Below are 22,187 nucleotides of genomic sequence, written 5' to 3'. Positions count from 1 at the left end.
CTCCCCCTGTGAGAGCCGAGCTTGCTCGCGATGACGGCGGCATATTCAACATCTTCGCAAGCTGACCCACCGCTATCGCGAGCAAGCTCAGCTCCCACAGGGATTTGTGCTGGACATAGGATATTGTGAATACCCGAGAACCCCTGTGGGAGCCGAGCTTGCTCGCGATGACGGCGGCATATTCAACATCTTCGCAAGCTGACCCACCGCTATCGCGAGCAAGCTCAGCTCCCACAGGGATTTGTGCTGGACACAGGATTTGTGAGCACCCGAGCCCCCCTGTGGGAGCCGAGCTTGCTCGCGATGGCGGCAGTCGATTCAACCCAGGACCCCTGGTTGCACTGGCATCCCGCCCCGACGGCCTTATAATGCCCGCCTTTGCGTACCTCAGCAGGCTGTAATTCCTTGGCAAACATAGACAACCCGGCCGCCGAAATGGCGGCCGACGGCTTTTTCCGGATCGCCTTGGGCGTTGAATACAAAGGCTCGCGCTACCGTGGCTGGCAGCGTCAGGCGTCCGGTGTATTGACGGTGCAGGAAACCCTCGAAAACGCGCTGTCCAAAGTCGCCGACTCGCCCGTGTCGCTGCATTGCGCCGGCCGTACCGATGCCGGCGTGCATGCCTGCGGCCAGGTGGTGCATTTCGACACCCAGGTCGAGCGTTCGATGAAGGCCTGGGTCATGGGCGCCAACATCAACTTGCCCCACGATGTCAGCGTCAGCTGGGCCAAGGTGATGCCGGCGCATTTCCATGCGCGCTTCAAGGCCATCGCCCGGCGTTATCGTTACGTGATCTACAACGATCAGATCCGTCCGGCGCACCTGAACGAAGAAATCACCTGGAACCACCGCCCGCTGGACGTCGAGCGCATGGCCGAGGCCGCACAGTACCTGGTCGGTGTCCATGATTTCAGCGCCTTCCGTGCCGGCCAGTGCCAGGCCAAGTCGCCGATCAAGGAGCTGCATCACCTGCGCGTGACCCGTCACGGCAAGATGATCGTGCTCGACATCCGCGCCAGCGCCTTCCTGCATCACATGGTGCGCAACATTGCCGGCGTGCTGATGACCATTGGTGCCGGCGAGCGGCCGGTGGAGTGGATCAAGGAAGTGCTCGACAGTCGCATCCGCCGTTCCGGTGGTGTCACGGCGCATCCGTTTGGCTTGTACCTGGTACAGGTCGAATATCGCGATGAGTTCGAGCTGCCGGAGCGTTACATCGGGCCACATTTCCTCACCGGCTTCTCGGAACTCGACGGCTGACGCCCTCCGCAGCATTTGTTACCATCCGGGACTTTCACGGATTTGCCTGAGGTTTTACCCACCATGCCCGTCGTTCGCAGCAAGATTTGCGGGATCACCCGCGTCGAGGACGCGTTGGCGGCGGTCGAGGCCGGGGCCGATGCCATCGGGCTGGTGTTCTACGCCAAGAGCCCGCGGGCGGTGACGGTGCAGCAGGCGCGGGCGATCGTCCAGGCCTTGCCGCCGTTCGTGACCCCGGTGGGCCTGTTCGTCAATGCCAGTCGTTGCGAGCTGGGCGAGATCCTCGATGCGGTGCCGCTGGGCTTGTTGCAGTTCCATGGCGACGAAACCCCGGCCGACTGCGAAGGCTGGCATCGTCCGTACATCAAGGCGTTGCGGGTCAAGGCCGGTGACGACATCGCCGCCGGTTGCGAAGCCTTTGCCAGTGCCAGCGGTATCTTGCTGGACACCTATGTGGAAGGCGTTCCCGGCGGTACCGGCGAAGCCTTCGACTGGTCGCTGGTGCCACAAGGCCTGGGCAAGCCGATCGTCCTGGCCGGCGGCCTGACGGCGGAAAACGTCGCCGCGGCCATTCGCCAGGTTCGCCCCTATGCAGTGGATGTGAGCGGTGGGGTGGAGCAGGGCAAGGGCATCAAGGATCCGGTAAAGATTCGTGCGTTCATGGCTGCTGTTCGCAACAGCCAGTAGTCAATGTGACGGCTGGCAGACTGCCGCCGTCCATACCTGCACTGTACAAAGCAGGCAGGCACCGCCTCCGGGTGGGCCGATAGCGTAGGGGCAACCGCGGTGCAGCGGTTGCCGGGATGGCAGAGGAGGTTGGGCTGCACGCAGGTCATGTTTCGCGCTGACCGTGGTGGCCGTTCGACCCTCGCCGCACAATGAATTTAGCTCAAGGGCATACGCGGGGCCGCGAACCAGAGCGTTCGGGCCGCCGGTACTGGAGAAAGAAAGCATGAGCAACTGGTTAGTAGACAAACTGATCCCTTCGATCATGCGTTCCGAGGTGAAGAAAAGCTCGGTGCCTGAAGGTCTGTGGCACAAATGTCCATCCTGCGAGGCGGTGCTGTACCGTCCCGAGTTGGAAAAGACCCTGGACGTTTGCCCTAAGTGCAACCACCACATGCGCATCGGCGCGCGTGCCCGTATCGATATTTTCCTGGATGCAGAAGGCCGCGTGGAGCTGGGCGCCGACCTGGAGCCGGTGGACCGTCTGAAATTCCGCGACGGCAAGAAATACAAGGATCGCCTCACCGCTGCCCAGAAGCAGACCGGTGAAAAAGACGCCCTGGTGTCCATGAGCGGCACCTTGCTGGGCATGCCGGTGGTGGTCTCGGCTTTCGAGTTCTCCTTCATGGGCGGTTCCATGGGCGCCATCGTCGGCGAGCGTTTTGTTCGCGCGGCCAACCATGCCCTGGAAAACCGTTGCCCGATGATCTGCTTCGCCGCTTCCGGCGGTGCGCGGATGCAGGAAGCGCTGATCTCCCTGATGCAAATGGCCAAGACCTCCGCGGTCCTGGCGCGTCTGCGTGAAGAAGGCATTCCGTTCATCTCGGTACTGACCGACCCGGTCTACGGCGGTGTTTCCGCCAGTCTGGCCATGCTCGGCGACGTGATTGTCGGCGAGCCGAAAGCCCTGATCGGCTTTGCCGGCCCACGTGTGATCGAGCAGACCGTGCGTGAAAAACTGCCGGAAGGCTTCCAGCGCAGCGAGTTCCTGCTGGAACACGGCGCCATCGACATGATCATTCATCGCCAAGAGCTGCGTCCGCGCCTGGGCAACCTGCTGGCGCAACTGATGGGCCTGCCGACGCCGACCTTCGTCGCCGCACCGATCGAGCCGATCGTGGTTCCGCCAGTGCCTGCCGGGCTATGACCCAACGCACCCTGGGCGACTGGCTTGCCTACCTCGAGCAGTTGCATCCATCGGCCATCGACATGGGGCTGGAGCGCTCGCAAACGGTAGCGTCCCGCATGGGACTGGCCAAGCCGGCGCCCCGGGTCATCACCGTCACCGGCACCAATGGCAAGGGCTCGACCTGTGCCTTCGTGGCCTCTCTGCTGCGGGCCCAGGGGCTGAGCGTCGGTGTCTACAGCTCGCCGCACCTGCTGCGCTACAACGAGCGGGTGCAAGTGAACGGCGTCGAAGCCACTGACGCCCAGCTGTGCGAAGCCTTTGCCGCGGTGGAAGCCGGGCGAGGCGAGACAACCCTCACGTATTTCGAGATGGGCACCCTGGCGGCGTTCTGGTTGTTTGCCCGTGCCGGTCTCGATGCGGTCGTGCTGGAAGTCGGCCTGGGCGGACGGCTGGACACGGTCAACCTGGTGGACGCCGACATTGCACTGGTCACCAGCATTGGCGTGGACCATGCCGATTACCTGGGCAATACCCGCGAATCCGTAGCCTTCGAGAAGGCCGGCATCTTCCGCCAGGGCGCGCCTGCGCTCTGTGGCGATCTCAATCCTCCTCAGCCATTGCTGGACAAGGTTCGCGAGCTGAGCTGTCCGTTCTTTCTGCGAGGGCGGGATTTCGATCTGGCGATGACCGAGCAGCACTGGCAATGGCGCGGCAGCGATCTGCGCGGTAATCCAGTGGAGTTGCGCGACCTGCCACTGTTGGACCTGCCGATGGAGAACGCCGCGCTGGCGCTCCAGGCCTATTTGTTGCTGGGCTTGCCCTGGGAGGCCGGGCAAATCGTCCAGGCGTTGCAGGCGACCCGTGTGGTCGGGCGCCTCGACCGCCGTCAGTTCGATTGGCAAGGCAAACGCCTTAACCTGTTGCTGGACGTCGGCCATAACCCCCATGCGGCGCAGTACCTGGCCGAACGCCTGGCGCGGCGGCCCGTGGCGGGGCGGCGCCTGGCGGTGTTCGGGCTGTTGTCCGACAAGGATCTGGATGGCGTTGTCGATGCGTTGGATGCTAGTGTCCAGCACTGGGCGGTGACGCCGCTGGATTCGCCGCGCTCACGTACGGCGGCTGAGCTGCAGGAGGCCTTGCAGCGTCACGGTGCTTCAGTGCAAGCCTACGCCAGCGTGGCTGACGCCCTGGAAGGGCAGTGCGCCCTGGCGACGGCCAATGATGAAATCCTGCTGTTCGGATCATTTTTTTGTGTTGCCGAGGCCCTTCAATGGTTGGCCCGGCGCTCCACGGAGGAAGCTGCAGATGGCATTGCTGGATAAAGCGTACAAGCAGCGCATGGTCGGGGCCCTGGTATTGGTGGCCCTGGCGGTGATTTTCCTGCCGATGCTGTTTTCCCGCCAGGACGAGCAACGCCAGGTCTCGGTCGACGCGCCAGCTGCGCCCCAGGCGCCTTCGGTGCCGCCCGTGCAGGTCGAACCGGTGGCCGTGCCCGAGCCCCAGGCCTTGCCCCAGGAGCCGGTGCCAAGCGACGAGGAGCTGGCTGAGCAACCTGCTGCGCCTTCCACGCCGATTGCACCTGCTCCTGCCACGCCAGCTCCGGTCGCACCGAGCAAACCGGCTGTCGCGCCCGTGGCTGTTCCAGCGGCGCCGGCGATCAAACCGGCTCCGAGCCAGCCGATCACCGCCGCGCCGACCAAGCCGGACACGACCCAGAGTCGCGTGGACGCCAATGGCCTGTCGGTCAGTTGGTCGGTGCAACTGGCCAGCCTGACCAGTCGCGAAAGTGCCGAGAACTTGCAGAAAACCCTACGCAGCCAGGGCTACAACGCCTATATCCGCTCCGCCGATGGCAAGAACCGGGTGTTTGTCGGGCCGTTGATCGAGCGTGCCGAGGCCGACCGCCTGCGTGATCTGCTCGGCCGCCAGCAGAACCTCAAGGGGTTCGTCGTGCGCTTCCAGCCTGAGCGCGGTTGACGGCGATTTAGCTGATTTGAATCACGCAGCTTACCGACAGCCCTGGGCTCTGCTAAAATGCGCCGCCTTATCCGTCTGTAGGCTGCACCGTGCCATTTACCTGGGTTGACTGGGCGATCGTTGCGATCGTCGCCATCTCCGCATTGATCAGTCTGAGCCGCGGCTTCGTCAAGGAAGCCCTCTCGCTGCTGACCTGGATCATCGCGGGAGTCGTAGCCTGGATGTTTGGTGGTTCGCTGTCCCAGTACCTCGCCGGATACATCGAAACTCCCTCGGCCCGCGTGATCGCGGGCTGTGCCATCTTGTTTATCGCCACCTTGCTGGTTGGCGCAATGATCAATTATCTGATCGGCGAACTGATTCGCGTCACCGGGCTCTCCGGGACGGACCGGTTCCTGGGCATGGCCTTTGGCGCGGCGCGTGGCGCGTTGCTGGTGGTCGTGGCCGTCGGGCTCTTGAGCCTGGGTCCGGTGCAGCAGGATACGTGGTGGCAGGAGTCCCGGCTCGTGCCACAATTTCTATTGGTCGCAGACTGGTCCAAAAACCTGATCCTGGGTTGGAGCAGTCAGTGGCTTGCCAGCGGTATCAGCGTACCCGCTGAAATACCGTTCAAGGAACACCTCTTGCCGACGGCCAAAACGCCGCAGTGAGTGTTGTTCAGTTCAGATCCATTAAGTAGGGGTTGCGTCGCATGTGTGGCATCGTCGGTATCGTCGGTAAGTCGAACGTCAATCAGGCGCTGTATGACGCGCTAACCGTGCTCCAGCACCGCGGCCAGGACGCTGCCGGTATCGTGACCAGCCATGACGGCCGGTTATTCCTGCGCAAGGACAACGGCCTGGTGCGTGACGTGTTCCACCAGCGTCACATGCAGCGTCTGGTCGGCCACATGGGTATCGGCCACGTGCGCTACCCGACCGCGGGCAGCTCGACGTCGGCTGAAGCCCAGCCGTTCTACGTCAACTCGCCTTACGGCATCACCCTGGCGCACAACGGCAACCTGACCAACGTCGAGCAACTGGCCAAGGAGATCTACGAATCTGACTTGCGCCACGTCAACACCAGTTCCGACTCGGAAGTGATGCTCAACGTGTTCGCCCATGAGCTGGCCCAGCGCGGCAAGCTGCAGCCCACCGAAGAAGACGTGTTCGCCGCCGTGACCGACGTGCACAACCGTTGCGTGGGTGGCTACGCGGTGGTGGCGATGATCACCGGCTATGGCATCGTCGGTTTCCGCGACCCCCATGGCATCCGCCCGATCGTGTTCGGCCAGCGTCACACCGACGAAGGCGTCGAGTACATGATCGCCTCCGAAAGCGTGTCCCTGGACGTGCTGGGCTTCACCCTGATTCGCGACCTGGCCCCCGGCGAAGCGGTCTACATCACGGAAGACGGCAAGCTGCACACCCGCCAGTGCGCGACCAACCCGTCCCTGACCCCGTGCATCTTCGAACACGTCTACCTGGCGCGTCCGGACTCGATCATCGACGGTATCTCGGTCTACAAGGCGCGCCTGCGCATGGGCGAGAAGCTGGCCGACAAGATCCTGCGCGAGCGTCCGGAACACGACATCGACGTGGTCATCCCGATCCCGGACACCAGCCGCACCGCGGCCCTGGAGCTGGCGAACCACCTGGGCGTCAAGTTCCGCGAAGGCTTCGTGAAGAACCGCTACATCGGCCGGACCTTCATCATGCCGGGCCAGGCCGCACGGAAAAAATCCGTACGCCAGAAGCTCAACGCCATCGAACTGGAATTCCGCGGCAAGAACGTGATGCTGGTGGATGATTCCATTGTGCGTGGCACCACCTGCAAGCAGATCATCCAGATGGCCCGCGAAGCCGGCGCCAAGAACGTGTATTTCTGCTCCGCGGCCCCGGCCGTGCGCTACCCGAACGTCTACGGCATCGACATGCCGAGTGCCCATGAGCTGATCGCTCATAACCGCACCACCCAGGACGTGGCCGACCTGATCGGCGCCGACTGGCTGATCTATCAGGACCTGCCGGACCTGATCGAAGCGGTGGGCGGCGGCAAGATCAAGATCGAGCAGTTCGATTGCGCAGTGTTCGACGGCAAGTACGTCACCGGCGACATCGACGACGCCTACTTGAACAAGATCGAGAACGCGCGTAACGATGCGTCCAAGGCCAAGACCCAGGCGGTCAGTGCGATCATCGACCTGTACAACAACTGAGTACGAACCGGCCCCGAGGGGCCGGTTTGCGTTTAACCGATTAAAGGAGTGACAGCATGAGTCAGGATTGGGATGCCGGTCGGCTGGACAGCGACCTTGAAGGCGTAGCGTTCGATACCCTGGCGGTTCGCGCAGGTCAGCACCGTACACCGGAAGCCGAACATGGCGATCCGATGTTCTTTACCTCCAGCTACGTGTTCCGCACGGCTGCCGACGCTGCGGCGCGGTTTGCCGGCGAGGTGCCGGGCAACGTCTACTCGCGCTACACCAACCCGACCGTGCGGGCCTTCGAGGAGCGCATCGCCGCCCTGGAAGGCGCCGAGCAAGCCGTGGCGACCGCCACCGGCATGGCCGCGATCATGGCCGTGGTGATGAGCCTGTGCAGCGCCGGCGACCACGTGCTGGTGTCGCGCAGCGTCTTCGGTTCGACCATCAGCCTGTTCGAAAAGTACTTCAAGCGGTTCGGCGTGGAAGTCGATTACGTGCCCCTGGCGGACCTGTCCGCTTGGGATGCGGCAATCAAGGCCAATACCAAACTGTTGTTCGTCGAGTCGCCTTCCAACCCCTTGGCCGAGCTGGTGGACATCGCCGCACTGGCGGAAATCGCCCACGCCAAGGGCGCCATGCTGGTGGTCGATAACTGCTTCTGCACCCCGGCGCTGCAACAACCGCTGAAGCTGGGCGCGGACGTGGTGGTGCATTCGGCGACCAAGTTCATCGATGGCCAGGGCCGTTGCATGGGCGGCGTGGTGGCCGGTCGTGGCGAGCAGATGAAAGAAGTAGTGGGCTTCTTGCGCACCGCAGGTCCTACTCTCAGCCCGTTCAACGCCTGGATCTTCCTCAAGGGCCTGGAAACCCTCGGCCTGCGCATGAAAGCCCATTGCGCCAACGCCCAGGCCCTGGCCGAGTGGCTGGAGCAGCAGGACGGCATCGAGAAAGTGCATTACGCCGGCCTCAAGAGTCATCCGCAGCATGACCTGGCTCTTCGTCAGCAGCGCGGTTTTGGCGCGGTGGTGAGCTTCGAAGTCAAGGGAGGCAAGGAGGGCGCCTGGCGTTTCATCGACGCGACCCGGTTGATTTCCATCACGGCCAACCTGGGCGACAGCAAAACCACCATCACCCACCCGAGCACCACGTCCCATGGCCGCCTGTCGCCTCAGGAACGTGAGTCGGCGGGTATTCGTGACAGCCTGATTCGCGTCGCGGTCGGCCTGGAAGACGTGGCCGACCTGCAAGCCGACCTGGCCCGTGGGTTGGCGGCCTTGTGATCGAGTTGGCAACGCCGCCGAGCGGCACTCATGGCCGGGTAGCACTGGTTACGGGCGCCGCACGCGGCATCGGCCTGGGCATCGCCGCCTGGCTGATCTGTGAAGGTTGGCAGGTGGTGTTGACCGATCTGGATCGCGAACGCGGGTCCAAGGTGGCGAAGATCCTGGGCGACCACGCCTGGTTCATCGCCATGGACGTGGCGGACGAGGCGCAGGTCGCCACCGGTATCGCCGAGGTGCTCGGGCAGTTCGGGCGGCTCGACGCGCTGGTGTGCAACGCGGCCATCGCTGACCCGCACAACATCACCCTGGAAAGCCTCGACCTGGCTTACTGGAATCGGGTCCTGGCGGTGAATCTCGGTGGGCCGATGCTCCTGGCCAAGCACTGCGCGCCGTATCTGCGTGTTCACAACGGCGCTATCGTCAACCTGGCCTCGACCCGCGCCGCGCAATCGGAACCCGACACCGAAGCCTATGCGGCGAGTAAGGGCGGCCTGCTGGCCCTGACCCATGCCCTGGCCATCAGCCTCGGACCGGAGATCCGGGTCAACGCCGTCAGCCCTGGCTGGATCGATGCACGGGACCCATCCCAGCGCCGCGCCGAGCCGCTGACCGACGCCGATCACGCCCAGCATCCCGCGGGAAGGGTGGGCACGGTAGAGGACGTGGCGGCGATGGTGGCGTGGCTGTTGTCGCGCAATGCCGGTTTTGTCACGGGGCAGGAGTTCGTGGTGGACGGCGGCATGACCAAGAAAATGATTTATGAGTGAGAGCGGTCGCGGGTGCCGTTTGAAACTGTTTTGAAAAAACTTCAACCCTGCTATTGACTTAGCTTCGGTACCTGCGTAAATTTCGCGGCCTCAGCGAAGCAAAGGGTGATTAGCTCAGCCGGGAGAGCGTCTGCCTTACAAGCAGAATGTCGGCGGTTCGATCCCGTCATCACCCACCATGTTTTACGAGAGTTTTGCGAAAGCAAGACGGAAGCTGTCAAAAGCCTCCACCGACGCGCAGCGGTAGTTCAGTCGGTTAGAATACCGGCCTGTCACGCCGGGGGTCGCGGGTTCGAGTCCCGTCCGCTGCGCCATATTTTCCGAAGCAGGTTCGCCTGGTTCGAGATCCAGACCCCAGGGTTTTGATCAGACGAGTTAACTGGACGCAAGTCCATAGCGATACGCAGCGGTAGTTCAGTCGGTTAGAATACCGGCCTGTCACGCCGGGGGTCGCGGGTTCGAGTCCCGTCCGCTGCGCCATATCTGCTTCGAGGCCCACTGAACGCCTTGAAGCTACGGAAATAGCGGCCTTGAGCCGCTTTTTTCGTTTCTGAATTCCCTGAAATCTATCTTCAACCGCGGTTTTCAAGTACACCGCTGGCACAGCCTTTTTACGATTTCTTGCACATCAATTTCGTATTGGTGCGTCTACCGCTGGGCGGTATTCCCCTTCTTGGCATTTCCTGTCCTTATCAACGCCAGGCAGCACTGGCGGGGAGGAGGAGCACTCAACTAGATTGATAGAGTATTCGCTCTACCTGAATACAAGGCGAATCCCACTACCAGCCAGCCCTTTCGAAAATTACGAAATAGTCGCCATATGAATATTACATCGCCAGGAACAGGAACGTTATTGGCGAAAGTGTGTTTGGCGTGGTGAGGGGAGCGAGGAAAACTTTTATAAGTTCAACACAGCCTATGAGATTAACTTTTTCTTGGTGGGGCCGTTGTAGTCGCTCTTCTCCATTAGAGGGGCGAGGCAATTCTTAAGATACTGATACGCGGCGATGGCTTATTGGTATCATTTTGGCGCTACAGTAAAAGCGTCATGTAAACTTAATGTGATCGTTTTTTTTGCTGTAACACTCTCCGTGATACTCCTTTCATGATCCTGTCGCTACGCAGATTTATCATCCGATTAATATCAAATTAATGGCACTTTGAGCATGCGTATTTACGCCGGCTGATGTGTCGCAGGTGTTGCGCCTTTGCGGGCTCGCACCTTGCACTTATCCGTGCCCCAGAAAAAGGAGTTTTTCATGTCCGTTCAAGATGTCAGTTTTGTAGGCATAACTTCTAGGCCGCAAGACCCGAAACTTGCCGAAGCCTGGGACCAGGCGATCAAGCAGGCCAAGGATGCGGGCATTGAATGGGAGCGGCCGGAAGGCGACGACCGCTCGGCCCAGGACATCATCAATGACACGCCAGTGCTCAAGAACCTGGGTAACCAGAGCGATGTGAAGGATAACCTCAAGGATCGTGTCGGCGATTTCGAGACTGACCCCGATGCGGCCTACCGCGCCAAGCAGGTGCTTGAGCACGTGGAAAAATATGATGAGGGCGGTGAGCGGATTGCCAGCAAAGACATCGATAACGGCCGGGTCGACGGCTTCACAAAGGGCGGCGATGCCAAGCACGGCACCGAGGCGGGTCGCCTGCAGGATTTTGGTCGACAAGGGTTCTCGCACCTCAAAGGCGAGCTCAAGGATCTATCCAAGCCTGGCGATGATCCCAAGGTACGCGAGCAGGCCGAGGCCTTGGGGATCAAGTGGGAGCGCCCTGAAGGGGATGATCGCTCCGCGCAGGACATCATCGATGGCAATGCCTTGCTCAAGAACCTCGGCAATCAGAGCGGTGTCAGGGACATGCTCAAGGAGCAGGTCGGCGATTTTGAAAATGATCCCGACGCGGCCTATCGGGCGACCCAGGTGCTCGAGCACATCGAGACCCTCAATGGCGAGGGGGGCAAGATTGCCGGCAAGGACGTAGGCAACGGTCGTGTCGATGGTTTCACCAAGAGCGGCGAAGCGAAGCATGGCACCGAAGCCGGCCGCCTGCAGGACTTCGGCAAGATGGGGTTTTCTGCCCTCAAAGGTGAAATCAAGGATTCGTCGTCGGCTGGCGACAACAAGGAAGCCCGCGAGCAGGCCGAAAAGGTTGGCATCGTCTGGAAGCGCCCGGAAGAGGATAAGCGCTCGGCCCAAGACATCATCGAAGACAACCCGCTGCTCAAGAACCTGGGCAACCAGAGTGGCGTCAAGGACATGCTCAAGGACCAGGTCGGCGATTATGAGAGCGACGCCGACGCCGCCTACCGGGCTGCGCAGGTCTTGGATCGCATCACGATGTTCGATGACAAGGGCAATGCCCAGTCCGGTGGTGATGTGTTCAACAGCAGCGTGGACGGTTTCACCAAGAGCGGCGAAGCCAAGCACGGCACTGAGGCGGGTCGACTGCAGGATTTCGGCAAGGAAGGCTTTTCGAGCCTGCCGGAACTCAAGAAAACCGATGATATTGCCAGCTACAAGGATTACCTCAAGACCAACAAGGATGCCGATCCGGCGTCGCAGCAGATCGCCAAGTATGCAGCGATCCTCGATGAAAACTTTGAGGCCATCAAGGGCAAGACCGGTGCGGGCAAGTACCTGACTGCCGAGGATATCAAGGAGTACAGGAACCAGAATTCACAGCTGAGCGAGGAGACCAGGCAGGCACTGGATTTCTGGTCTCAGCCAGGTGCGTTCAAGGTCATCGACAACGCCAAGAACCCACTGGACAAGAATCCTGATGGCGAACTGAGCAGGGGGGATGTCCAGAGTTGGCTCAAGAGTGCCAACGTGCCCAAGGATGCGACCTCCGTGACCGCGCTGCTTTCGGGGATCGCCGGCAACAATGCCTTGGCCAGGGTCGATACCGCAGGCTTGAACAAGGACGTGTTTGATCATCCGGAGAAATATTCGGCAGAGGAAAAGGCCGCTGTTCTGCAGGATCTCAAGGCCGCCCAGCAGTTGATTATCCAGGGCAGCGCCGCCGGGATGTGGAGGGATGACAAGTCGCAGGTCACGATTGCCAACAAGGTGCGCAGCCATCCCGATGCCCAGAAGCTGCTGGACGATGTCAACAAGCACATTGGTCTCTTGGAAAGTGATCCTGCTGTCAGCCAGTACATGGGCGAGCATGGCTCCAGTGAGCTGACCAAGCTGGTGGACGGTAACAAGGGGCTCAAGGAGTCCCTGCGAAAAACCTACGATGACCAAATCAAGTCTGGCAAGTCACTTGATGCACTGTGGGAGGCCAAGTCCAAGGATGGCAAGACGACCCACACGGAAATTCTTGCCGAGTTCTTTGGTACGGCACAGACCCTCCAGGGCGCGTTGGGCATCAACGATGTCGGTGAGATTCAGGCCGCCGTCAAAGGCTCCAAGGCGAATGCCGAGTTGGAAAGCTTTTACGAGAAGTCGCTGGCTTCAGGCGATCGCCTGAATGAGCTGCTCAAGGACCATACCCCTGACGAAGCCATGAGTGCCTTCAGCCTTGAAGTCGCGCTGTACAACTCGGCGCTGGACCCTGAGTTCACCGGCAAGTTTGACACACAGCTCAACGAGAACTTCACCAGGATCGCCAAGGAAAATGCCTTCAAGGATGCGTCCTTCGACGACATGAAGGCGGCCTTCGGCGTCAATGGTGGGAGTGAGCTGGACGAGGAGAAGGTCAAGAAAATCATCGAACAGATCAGCAAGGAAAACCCGCAGATGCTGGTCAATGCCGACGGCACCGTCGCCACGCCAGACCAGATCCTGACTAATTTCAGGGGGGACTGGGACCTGCTTCGCCAGGGCACCAAGACCCTGGATGCGCTGGATGTCTTCAGCAAGGATTCGTCGGTCAAGGACGCTGCCAGCAAAGGTGTCCTGCACGGTGTGAGTGGGCTGTTCATGGCCGGCGTGACTATCGCCAAAGGCGCCAACAACGCCGGTAAGCTGACCGAGCGGCAAATCGTCGACATCGCCACCGGCTCAGTGCAGGCCGCCACGCTCCTGGCTGAAGGGGGGCTGAAAAACTATCAGGAATACCTCAAGGATGTGAAAGGCAAGCTGACAGGTGATCGGCTCGGCGACCTGGGCAAGAAGATGGATGACCCGCTCAAAAGCGTGACCGCCAACCTCAAGGGCATGGAAAACGCGGCCAAGGGGATCGGTGGCATTGCCGCTATCACAGCCGGTGCCTACGGCATCTTCGATGGTGTCAAGGCGCTCAGGAAAGGCGATACGGTCTCCGGTGGCATGAATATCACGGCCGGTTCGTTGGGGATCATGGCGGGTTTGGCTTCGGTGGCTGAGGTGGGCGCCAGCGCGATGAGCGTTTCGGCGATTGCCGCTTCGCGAATCTCGATGATAGCGGGTGGCTTGGGCTTCGCGGCGGCGGGTGTGGCCGCGCTGGCGCTGCTCGTGCCGGGCTTGATCGAGGAAGGCAAGCAGGAGACGCGGGTGGGCAAATTCGCGGATGCCTTGAGCGATTACCTGACTCAGTACGAAATCGACGGCGTGCCGCAAGGCGATATCTGGGATATCCCTTACGAGGAGTGGCCGGGCGAAGATAGCACCATCGCTTCCTGACGCCGGCTCAGTCGGTCGCTGCTGCAGCATGATGGGTGGACGACCCCGGGCAATTGCCTCAAGGCATTGCCCGGGCCACCAGCGTGCTGGCGAGTGCCTGTAAGAAACTGGGGGGTTGTCCAGGATATGAAGCGTACTGAAGTTATGTGAAGTTGATTGCAACTGGCCATCAAGGCGAAGTTGCTAATCGAGTGGCTTTTATTTGGAAAAAGCTCTGTAGATGTATTTTATTCAGTGGCCACGCTGTTTATATCGTCTGCCCCTAGGCCTGTAAGTATCTGTTCGCCAGAAGTGTCAGGTGACGTACTTACTAGGGCGCTGACGCAGTCCCGTCTCATTAATGCAGGGGCGTGCTCCAGCCCTGCATGCGGTGATTTGAATTTTCTCTGCAAGCAAAATATTACCCAAGTGTGATGTGGTTCTTGTTTTTCATCCGACCAAGGCAGTGGTGGGCCTGGGATTAAAACAAGTGTTAGACGTTGAACTGTAATGTTTGACCCTTACTCTTCGCTTGGCAACATTAGTTGGCCGCTTGGCGGCTCAAATATTCTTATGTTAGGAGAAACAGCATGAGCACGACTCCCCCAGTAAGTTCCGGCAACGCTGACTCGGCTATCGCTAAGATGGAAGCCACCTTCAACATGGCGATCGAGAAATCGGCCAAGATCACCGAGCTGTCCACGGCCAAGAAAGCTGAGCTCGACGCTACCAAACAACGGCCTCAGAACTGATGCCGTCATGCAGGCGGCCCGACGGCTGCCTGCATGCTTGTTGGTTGCGGTGCTAGATCTTGAAAAACGACAGCTTACTTGTGCCTCACAGGTGTCTGTCCGCACGCCTCATTCCGGTAATACACCATGACAGCCCTGACTTTCTTCGCCACGGCTCCAGTCGTCGCTGCCACGGGTAAAGCTCTGCCAGTGCTGGGTATCACCCACGGTCTGCATCAGGGGGTTTGCCTGTCCCTGGACAAGCCCGTCTACATGCTGGGCAGCGCCGCCAATGCTGATCTATTGCTCAGCGACGCAGGCATTGCCGAGCGTCACGTGGCGCTACGTTTCACCGAAGGCCAGGTGGCCGTTGAGGCCATTGGCGGCGATGTGTTCGTGCGTGGTCGCCGCGCCCGGGAAATTCTAATTCCCGCAGGCAAGGGGCATCGAGCGCACCTGCCTGTGGATATCCGCATCGGCGAGGCCCGCCTGACCCTCAGCCACGGCACCGCGAGCGTGGAGCCGATAGCGGCTGCGGTCACATCGCCCCCACAGCGTAGGACGCGGTGGTTCATCGCGCTGCTGCTGATGTTCCTGTGCGTGGGCGCTTTTGCTTTTCGGGATGAATCGGTTGCGCCGTTGGCGTTGAGCACCGCCGCCAAGGTCGCTCCGCCGACCGTGCACCCTGAATCGACGAAGACCGTCGCGCAGGCCAAGGCTTGGCTCGAACAGCAGCTTGGCGCGTTGGGCCTTCACCACATCAAGGTCGGCGAGGTCGATGGTCAACTCAGTGCCCATGGTTTTTACGGTCCAACCCAGAAGAGCCAGTGGCTGGGCCTGCAACAAGCCTTCGATAGCCGCTTTGGCCAGAAGGTCCTGTTGCTCCCCGATGTGGTGGCACGTCACGAAATCGCCAAGCCCCGCGTACGTTTTCAGGCGGTGTGGTTCGGCGATAACCCGTACGTGATCAACGACAACGGTGAGCGCCTGTATCCAGGGGCCGCCCTGAGCGATAACTGGATGCTCGAACGCATCGAGAACCATGAGGTGGTTCTCGCCCGCGGTGAAGAAAGGTTCACGTTGACCTTATGAGAATCGACCCTGGTGCTCCCTTACCGGCAACCGCCGAAAGAACCCCCGCGGTAGAAAGCCTCCAGCCGGCCAAGGCGCGCCAAGATGGACGCTTCGATGCAGTGCTGGGCAAGCGCGCGGTGTCGGCGCGTCGTTCGCTGCGGGCCGACATTGAGCAGTCGGGCGTCGTCGAGGGCATGACCGCAGAGTTGTTCGGCAGTCGCCGCTCAATGGAGATTCTCGAATACGTCTTGGCCAATGTGATCCCCATCCTCGATGCCGAGCCCGAAATCAAAGCGTTGGCCCATGAGCTCATCAGCGAAGAAATCGACCTGCGTCGCTTGTTCGAAGAACAACGTGCCCAGGTGGTCGAGTCATGAATCGCCAGGAGCAAGACTGCGTCGATCTGCTCAAGGGCATGGGCGAGCTGTATCGCCGCAGTGGCCAGTCGCAGCGTGCCTTGGTGCTGCTGTTGATCGCCGTCCAGATGACGCCCGCCGACACCGCGCTGCTGCGCAATCTGGTCATGGCCTTTACCGACAGCGGCCAGGCCGAGCGTGCCCTGTCGGCGCTGGACCGCCTGCTCGAACTGGAAGGCGAGTCCAGCGGCCTGTTGCTGTTGCGCAGTCGTGCGCTGTGGAGCGGTGGGCGCAAGGATGAGGCGCGCCAGTGCTTCAAACGATATCTTACCGCCCGCAGGGCCGCGCAATGATGTTCCTCGACCGCCTCAACGCCTTGGCCCGCATGGCCGCCCAGCGCAGCGACGTGATTGTCGTCGCCTTCATGCTGATGGCCATCGTGATGATGATTATTCCGCTACCCACTTGGCTGGTGGATACACTCATCGGCTTGAACATCTCGCTGAGCATCCTGATCCTCATCGTCGCCTTTTACATCAAGCACTCGGTGGAGTTCTCGGCGCTGCCGCCGCTGATTCTGCTAAGCACCCTGTTTCGCCTGTCCCTGTCGATCACCACCACGCGACTGATCCTGCTCGATGGCAACGCCGGTCACATCGTCAAGGCGTTCGGCGATTTCGTCATCGCCGGCCAGGTCGTGGTCGGTCTGGTGGTGTTTTTGATCATCACCGTGGCCCAGTTCGTGGTGATCACCAAAGGTGCCGAGCGCGTGGCCGAGGTCGCGGCACGTTTCACCCTGGATGCGATGCCAGGCAAGCAGATGAGCATCGACAATGACTTGCGCAACGGTGACATCGATCAGCATGAAGCCCGCCGACGCCGCTCGCGTCTGGAGCGGGAAAGCCAGATGTTCGGTGCGATGGATGGCGCCATGAAATTCGTCAAGGGCGATGCGATTGCCAGCCTGGTCATCCTGGCGGTCAACCTGCTGGGTGGCATGATGATCGGCATGGTCGAGCGCAATATGTCGTTTGCCGATGCGGCGCACACTTACTCGTTGCTGACCGTCGGTGACGGCCTGATCGCGCAAATCCCGGCGCTGTTGATCTCGGTCGCGGCCGGTATGGTGGTCACCCGGGTCAACAGTGGCACGACCGAAGGCAACCTGGGCAACGAGATCTTCCACCAGTTGGGATACAGCCCCCAGGCGTTGGGCTTGACCGCGTTTATCCTGCTGGGCGTGGCGCTGTTGCCGGGCTTTCCGGCCATCGTATTCATCGGGCTGTCGGCGTTGCTGGGCGTTGCGGCGTTCATGATCTATCGCCGCGACGAAGCGCTCCGGGAAGAGGTGGTCGAAGGCGTCAGCGAAGTCGCGACGCCCGAAGACGAACCGCTCGAACAGTACGCAACCCTGGCTAAGCCACTAGACAGCCGCGTGCTGCTGAGTATCGGCCTGGCGTTGGCCCAGGCTGCGCCCGAACTGCCGTTGCGCCAACGCATCGAAGCCTTGTGCCATGAGATTCGCGGCGACCTGGGTATCGAGGTGCCGGTGCCGGACATCTACATCGACCGCAGCCTGCCTGCCAACGGCTTTTCGGTCGAACTCGAAGGCGTGCCCATCAGCGAGGGCGAGATACCGGTTGATTGCCTGATGCTCAAGGACGATCTGGTGCACGTCCAACTGTTGGACATTCATGCGTTGGAGGCGCCGTCGCCGTTGCACAGTCGCCCGGCGCAATGGATCGAGCGCACTCACCAGCCGCTGCTTGAGCAGGCCGGTATCGGTTTTCTCAGCGCCGCTGAAGTCCTGCGGGCCATCCTCGAACGCAACCTGCGTCGCAATGCCGCGACCTTTCTGGGCATTCAGGAAACCCGCAGGATTCTGGAGCGCATGGAAGCCAGCTATGACGAGTTGGTCAAGGAAGTCTCGCGCAACGTGCCCTTGCAGCGTTTGGCTGAAACCCTGCGCTTGTTGATCGCCGAGGGTGTGTCGATTCGCAACCAGCGCGCCTTGCTCGAAGCCATGGTCGAGTGGGGCGCCCGCGAGCCGGATGCGGCGCGCCTGGCCGACCACTTGCGCGCCAGTCTGGCGCGGCAGATCAGCCATCAGTACGCCGATCGCAACCGGGTCATCACGGCCTTCGTGCTGACCCCTGCGGTGGAGGAACAACTGCGTGCTTACCTGCGCCGTGCCGACAACCCGCGCGAGTTGCTCAACGAACATGCCAGCCGTTCATTGCTGATCCAGTTACGTGCCGTTTGCAAGGACTTGGCCGAGGGTGATCGCACTGTCCTGCTGGTGCATCCCGAGTTGCGTCGCAGCCTGCGTCGACTGGTGGTGCGGGGCGAGTTGGAGCTGGCGGTGTTGTCATTTCGCGAGCTGGCCGGCGAATACAACCTGCAGGCCATCGGTTCCATCAGCCTGACCGAAACGACCGGCCGCCGGACAGCCGACGACGCTTCCCTTACTTCAATGGCGACTGCTTGATGATGTGTTTTACGCTGTTTCGCGTCCCTGTCTGCGTCGGCTTCTGGATCGCTGCCGCGTCATCCATGCTGCTGCCGCAGCTGGCCAGCGCAGAGTCCATCGCCCCGGGCAGCCAGGTCACGCTGGACCTGGCCCAGGGCGAAGGGCGGATCCTGCGTTTCCAGGATCCGGTCGAGTCGGTGCTGGTCGCAGAGCCTGGTATCGCTGACCTGCGGGTGGTTTCGCCTGGCGTGATCTACGTGTTCGGCAAGGCGCCCGGACAAACCAACCTGATTGCCTTGGGCGCCGAGGGTGAGGAACTGGCCAGCCTGAGCCTGGCGATCAACAGCGGCACCCAGGCCGTGACGCGGTCCCTGAAAGACCTGCACCCCGCAAGCAATGTCCAGGTGACCGCTGCCGGCAATCGTATGTTGGCCAAGGGCGTGGTCCAGAGTGTCGATGAAGCCACCGACCTCAACAGCCTGCTCACCAGCGACGGCCAAGGCTTGGGCTCGGCCCTCAACACCGCCTCCTACGCGGGCTCGGCCCAGGTGAACCTGCGGGTGCGCTTCGCCGAAGTCTCGCGGTCGGAGTTGTTGCGCTACGGCGTGAATTGGAATGCCCTGTTCGACAACGGTACCTTTTCCTTTGGTCTGTTGACGGGCGGAGCCCTGGCCTCCAGCGCGGCTTCTGGTGCCTCCAATGTGGTCAGCGCCGGGCTGGCCTCGGGCAATGTCAACATCGATGCGATGCTCGAAGCATTGCAAAGTAACGGCATCCTGGAAATCCTCGCCGAACCCAACATCACCGCCATGACCGGCCAGACAGCCAGCTTCCTGGCCGGAGGCGAGGTCGCGGTGCCGGTTCCGGTCAACCGCGACACCGTAGGGATCGAATACAAACCCTTCGGTGTCTCGCTGCTGTTCAACCCGACCTTGCTACCCAACGGTCGCATCGCCCTGCAAGTGCGCCCGGAAGTCAGCAGCCTGATGGGCTCCAGCACTGTGGACGTGAGCGGCTACCAGGTGCCGTCGTTCCGCGTGCGGCGTGCCGATACCCGCGTCGAGGTCGGCAGTGGCCAGACTTTCGCCATTGCCGGGTTGTTTCAGCGCGAGAGCACCCAGGACATCGAGAAAGTGCCGATGCTGGGCGAGATGCCCATCCTCGGCAATCTGTTCCGCTCCAAGCGCTTCCAGCGCAACGAAACCGAACTGGTGATTCTGATCACGCCGTACCTGGTGGAACCGGTTCGCACCCGCAGCGTGGCCACGCCGCTCGATGCCCAGCCCGAGGGCGCGACCCATGCGTCTGGTGGGCCGCGCAACAGCGACATGTTCGGTTTCTACATCAATTGAGCCAGGAGCGAGCATGAACCCTCCATCGTCCCATCTGTCTCTGGTCGCTCTGACGTTCGGCGCGCTCGTGCTGCTGAGCGCCTGCAAGACCCAGCTTGAACCGGTGAGTTATTCACCCGACTACCAGGCGTTCACCCACGCCGATGGTCGCATTGAGTGGGCGCCGGTGGCTTGCCTTGAGCCACCGGTCGAAGACAGCTTTTATACCGATCAAGCGCGCTATGTACGCCTGCTGCCGCCCGGTTGTGCGAATAACCGGACGCTGCTGCAGATGGTTGAGCAACGTTCGGATGTGATCGAGGGGCGGGCTACCGGCCCAACCATGGCCGCGCCGGTGGGGCGGGCGGCCCAGGTTTACATCGAAGGTTATGACCGTGAGGAGCTGCGTCGCCGTCTGGCCGAACAGCAGGCCAAGGCCGACAAGCAGGCGGGCCAATGAACGCGTTTGGCTCAGCGGCTGCCGACCAACCCCAGCTCCCGGGCCTGCATCGCAGGGTCCTGAATGGCCTTGATGCGTCGGGCCTCGGTCAGCAACCGGGTGTATTGCTTGGGCGTGATGTCTTCCAGGTTCTGAGTCTTGAGGTCCTCTTCGCGGCCGGCCAGCACCATGACCAGCAGGGCGTTGCGTTGATGACTGGCTTGGACGCGGGGCGAGTCGCTAACTTCCTTGATGGTTCGCAGCGCCTGTTGCGGCTGGCCGCCCAACGCGTAGGCCAGTGCCAGGTTGCATTGCGTGTCCAGGTTGGTGGGCGCCAGGGCCAGGCTTTGGATGAATGCCACCTGGGCCGCGGATGGCTTGCCCCGCAGCATTTGCGCCACACCCTGGCGATTGAACGCTTCGGGGTGGTTGCCCGCGCTGGCCTGGGTCAGGGAAGTGACTGCGCGCTCCAGTTTGCCCTGACGCAGTTGGGCGGTGCCCACGCCGAGCAACGCCGCGGCATTGTCGGGCTGACGTTCCAACGCTTGCTGGTAGGCGAGCTCGGCGGCCCGCGCATCGCCGTTGGCCAGGCGCGCCTCACCCAGTTTCAACCACGCCTCGATCCGGGCGTCCGGTTCCTGGATGGCTTTTTCGTACAACGCGGCGGCGGATCCCACATCACCGCGCTTTTGCAGGTCGCCGGCCAGTTGCATGTAGCGCTGGTAGCTGCCATCGGAGACCGGTGGGTGGGCGCAGGAGGCCAGGGTGATGCTGGCAAACAACAACGATGTGCAGGCAAAACGATTTGGCATGAACAGGGCTCTTTCGGCGATTTTTGCAGTGGGCAAAACCAAGGAGTGTTGAGCACTCAGGCGGAACAGGGTGACCGACGTTTAAGTCATCTTCTTGACATCATCCATAAGAGTGCCCGTTTTTTGTTCGGGGCGTGCCCTCAGGCCGGCGGCGGGGAGCGCTTCCATGCGTAAGGTCTCGCGGGCGGCGATCGGCGTGGCGCTGGTGTTTATCGCGCTTAACCTGCTGGCCGCCGATCGAACGCAAGTCGACGATGCCAACCCGCAGCCGGACTGGTTCGTTCGGCCCTATGCCTATGTGCTGGTCGAGCAGGACGTGCGCGCCGCGCTGCAAGAGTTTGGCCGAAATATGGACCTGAGCGTCGTCATGTCGGACAAGGTACGCGGCAAATCGCGCAGCCGGATACGTGCCGAGTCCGCCGGCGATTTCCTGACGGCGCTGTGCGACTTCAACGGCCTGACGTGGTACTTCGACGGCAATGTGCTTTACCTCTCCGCCGACTCCGAAACCGATACGCGACGCTTTAAGGCCCAGGGCCGGGAGTTGGAGCAGTTGCAGGATTACGTCACCAGCCGGGATGTCTACGGCACGCATATGTCGGTGCGCACCGGACCCGATGGCGATGAGTTGCTCGTTTCCGGGCCGCCGGCCTGGCTGGCCATGATCGAGCAGCACTTCGACCAACCGCTTACGTCGACCCCGACGCCGATGGCGACGACTCGCGAGCGCGGCGTGCGTGTGTTCAGGGGCGGTGCGGTGACACAAGAGTGAAAGCACTCGCCTGTAGGCTCCATTAACCGATCGATCTTCCATCAACCCCGTCAAGGAGAACCACCATGTCAGTCACCCCCATCAGCGAAAATTCCGCTGTCACTGCCAACTCCGAAGCGCAGTTCAACGCAGCGGTGGACAACGCCAAGAGCGAGCTGAGCGATGGAGAACTCACCGAGGCCCTGATCACCCAGGCCGTCACGATTGGTGGCCAGTTCATCATCATGCCTCGTGCCCAGGAAATCCTGAACGAAGCCCAGTCGGACGATGACGAGTAGGC

At 61.4% G+C, this 22,187-nt stretch carries 20 protein-coding genes and 3 tRNA genes; 22 read left to right on the top strand and 1 reads right to left on the bottom strand.

Annotated elements, in window-relative coordinates:
* Positions 1-435 precede the first annotated feature (435 nt).
* The 20 genes from truA to AC3A5O_RS20925 all read left to right on the top strand — a co-directional run bounded on the left by truA (position 436) and on the right by AC3A5O_RS20925 (position 20,344).
* Entirely contained in the window at positions 436-1,260 is an 825-nt protein-coding gene (gene truA / locus AC3A5O_RS21020) for a tRNA pseudouridine(38-40) synthase TruA (protein WP_003203852.1), read from the top strand.
* A 63-nt stretch (positions 1,261-1,323) separates the two neighbouring features.
* Complete coding sequence (locus tag AC3A5O_RS21015) at positions 1,324-1,947, top strand: phosphoribosylanthranilate isomerase (protein WP_487753673.1); 624 nt, start codon at positions 1,324-1,326, stop codon at positions 1,945-1,947.
* Between the two features lie 265 nt (positions 1,948-2,212).
* Positions 2,213-3,133, top strand: a complete 921-nt coding sequence (gene accD / locus AC3A5O_RS21010; protein ID WP_060741445.1) for an acetyl-CoA carboxylase, carboxyltransferase subunit beta — start codon at positions 2,213-2,215, stop codon at positions 3,131-3,133.
* Positions 3,130-4,437, top strand: a complete 1,308-nt coding sequence (folC, locus tag AC3A5O_RS21005; RefSeq protein ID WP_487753672.1) for a bifunctional tetrahydrofolate synthase/dihydrofolate synthase — start codon at positions 3,130-3,132, stop codon at positions 4,435-4,437. Before accD ends, folC begins: the two co-directional genes overlap by 4 nt.
* The gene (locus tag AC3A5O_RS21000) at positions 4,421-5,092 is read left to right on the top strand and encodes an SPOR domain-containing protein (protein ID WP_487753671.1); all 672 of its coding nucleotides are present in this window, start codon (positions 4,421-4,423) and stop codon (positions 5,090-5,092) included. Before folC ends, AC3A5O_RS21000 begins: the two co-directional genes overlap by 17 nt.
* 89 nt (positions 5,093-5,181) lie before the next feature.
* Positions 5,182-5,742, top strand: a complete 561-nt coding sequence (locus AC3A5O_RS20995; protein ID WP_030142022.1) for a CvpA family protein — start codon at positions 5,182-5,184, stop codon at positions 5,740-5,742.
* Positions 5,743-5,783: 41 nt separating this feature from the next.
* Complete coding sequence (gene purF / locus AC3A5O_RS20990) at positions 5,784-7,289, top strand: amidophosphoribosyltransferase (protein WP_053123453.1); 1,506 nt, start codon at positions 5,784-5,786, stop codon at positions 7,287-7,289.
* Positions 7,290-7,345: 56 nt separating this feature from the next.
* On the top strand, positions 7,346-8,557 hold the full coding sequence (locus tag AC3A5O_RS20985) for an O-succinylhomoserine sulfhydrylase (RefSeq protein WP_305467711.1): 1,212 nt from the start codon (positions 7,346-7,348) through the stop codon (positions 8,555-8,557).
* Positions 8,554-9,327 carry an SDR family oxidoreductase gene (locus tag AC3A5O_RS20980; RefSeq protein WP_487753670.1) on the top strand — a complete coding sequence of 258 codons (774 nt, stop codon included), beginning with the start codon at positions 8,554-8,556 and terminating at the stop codon, positions 9,325-9,327. The genes AC3A5O_RS20985 and AC3A5O_RS20980 overlap by 4 nt, the downstream gene beginning before the upstream one ends.
* Positions 9,328-9,430: 103 nt before the next feature.
* Positions 9,431-9,506 (top strand) — tRNA-Val (locus tag AC3A5O_RS20975).
* A 58-nt stretch (positions 9,507-9,564) separates the two neighbouring features.
* Positions 9,565-9,641, top strand: a tRNA-Asp gene (locus AC3A5O_RS20970).
* Positions 9,642-9,730: 89 nt separating this feature from the next.
* A tRNA-Asp gene (locus AC3A5O_RS20965) sits at positions 9,731-9,807 on the top strand.
* 779 nt (positions 9,808-10,586) lie between these two features.
* Entirely contained in the window at positions 10,587-13,943 is a 3,357-nt protein-coding gene (locus tag AC3A5O_RS20960) for a type III effector HrpK domain-containing protein (protein WP_487753669.1), read from the top strand.
* Between the two features lie 569 nt (positions 13,944-14,512).
* Positions 14,513-14,674, top strand: coding sequence for a hypothetical protein (locus AC3A5O_RS20955; protein WP_163006721.1), 162 nt, complete (start codon positions 14,513-14,515; stop codon positions 14,672-14,674).
* A 126-nt stretch (positions 14,675-14,800) separates the two neighbouring features.
* Complete coding sequence (locus AC3A5O_RS20950; RefSeq protein WP_487753668.1) at positions 14,801-15,745, top strand: SctD/MshK family protein; 945 nt, start codon at positions 14,801-14,803, stop codon at positions 15,743-15,745.
* Positions 15,742-16,104: a hypothetical protein gene (locus tag AC3A5O_RS20945; RefSeq protein ID WP_487753667.1), complete on the top strand. Its 363-nt coding sequence runs from the start codon at positions 15,742-15,744 to the stop codon at positions 16,102-16,104. The genes AC3A5O_RS20950 and AC3A5O_RS20945 overlap by 4 nt, the downstream gene beginning before the upstream one ends.
* Positions 16,101-16,436 (top strand): type III secretion apparatus assembly chaperone SctY, encoded by a 336-nt coding sequence (gene sctY, locus AC3A5O_RS20940; protein WP_047229706.1) that lies wholly within the window; start codon positions 16,101-16,103, stop codon positions 16,434-16,436. The genes AC3A5O_RS20945 and sctY overlap by 4 nt, the downstream gene beginning before the upstream one ends.
* Positions 16,433-18,571 (top strand): type III secretion system export apparatus subunit SctV, encoded by a 2,139-nt coding sequence (gene sctV, locus AC3A5O_RS20935; protein WP_122566026.1) that lies wholly within the window; start codon positions 16,433-16,435, stop codon positions 18,569-18,571. The genes sctY and sctV overlap by 4 nt, the downstream gene beginning before the upstream one ends.
* A gap of 65 nt (positions 18,572-18,636) precedes the next feature.
* A complete protein-coding gene (locus AC3A5O_RS20930; protein ID WP_487753666.1) occupies positions 18,637-19,905 on the top strand; it encodes a type II and III secretion system protein family protein in 1,269 nt (422 codons plus the stop codon).
* Positions 19,906-19,918: 13 nt separating this feature from the next.
* On the top strand, positions 19,919-20,344 hold the full coding sequence (locus AC3A5O_RS20925) for a hypothetical protein (protein ID WP_305467704.1): 426 nt from the start codon (positions 19,919-19,921) through the stop codon (positions 20,342-20,344).
* A gap of 11 nt (positions 20,345-20,355) precedes the next feature.
* On the opposite strand, the gene AC3A5O_RS20920 is transcribed toward AC3A5O_RS20925, so the two are convergent.
* Positions 20,356-21,135 (bottom strand): tetratricopeptide repeat protein, encoded by a 780-nt coding sequence (locus tag AC3A5O_RS20920; RefSeq protein WP_305490826.1) that lies wholly within the window; start codon positions 21,133-21,135, stop codon positions 20,356-20,358.
* A 166-nt stretch (positions 21,136-21,301) separates the two neighbouring features.
* Between AC3A5O_RS20920 and AC3A5O_RS20915 the strand changes: the two genes are divergently transcribed.
* Positions 21,302-21,907 carry a type III secretion protein gene (locus tag AC3A5O_RS20915; protein WP_305490825.1) on the top strand — a complete coding sequence of 202 codons (606 nt, stop codon included), beginning with the start codon at positions 21,302-21,304 and terminating at the stop codon, positions 21,905-21,907.
* Between the two features lie 65 nt (positions 21,908-21,972).
* On the top strand, positions 21,973-22,185 hold the full coding sequence (locus tag AC3A5O_RS20910) for a hypothetical protein (protein WP_122566021.1): 213 nt from the start codon (positions 21,973-21,975) through the stop codon (positions 22,183-22,185).
* Positions 22,186-22,187: the final 2 nt, after the last annotated feature.

Source organism: Pseudomonas sp. Soil_N_39 (genome assembly GCF_057655955.1).
Note: the sequence above shows the minus strand (reverse complement) of the source record. Positions and strands in the feature narration are given on the sequence as shown.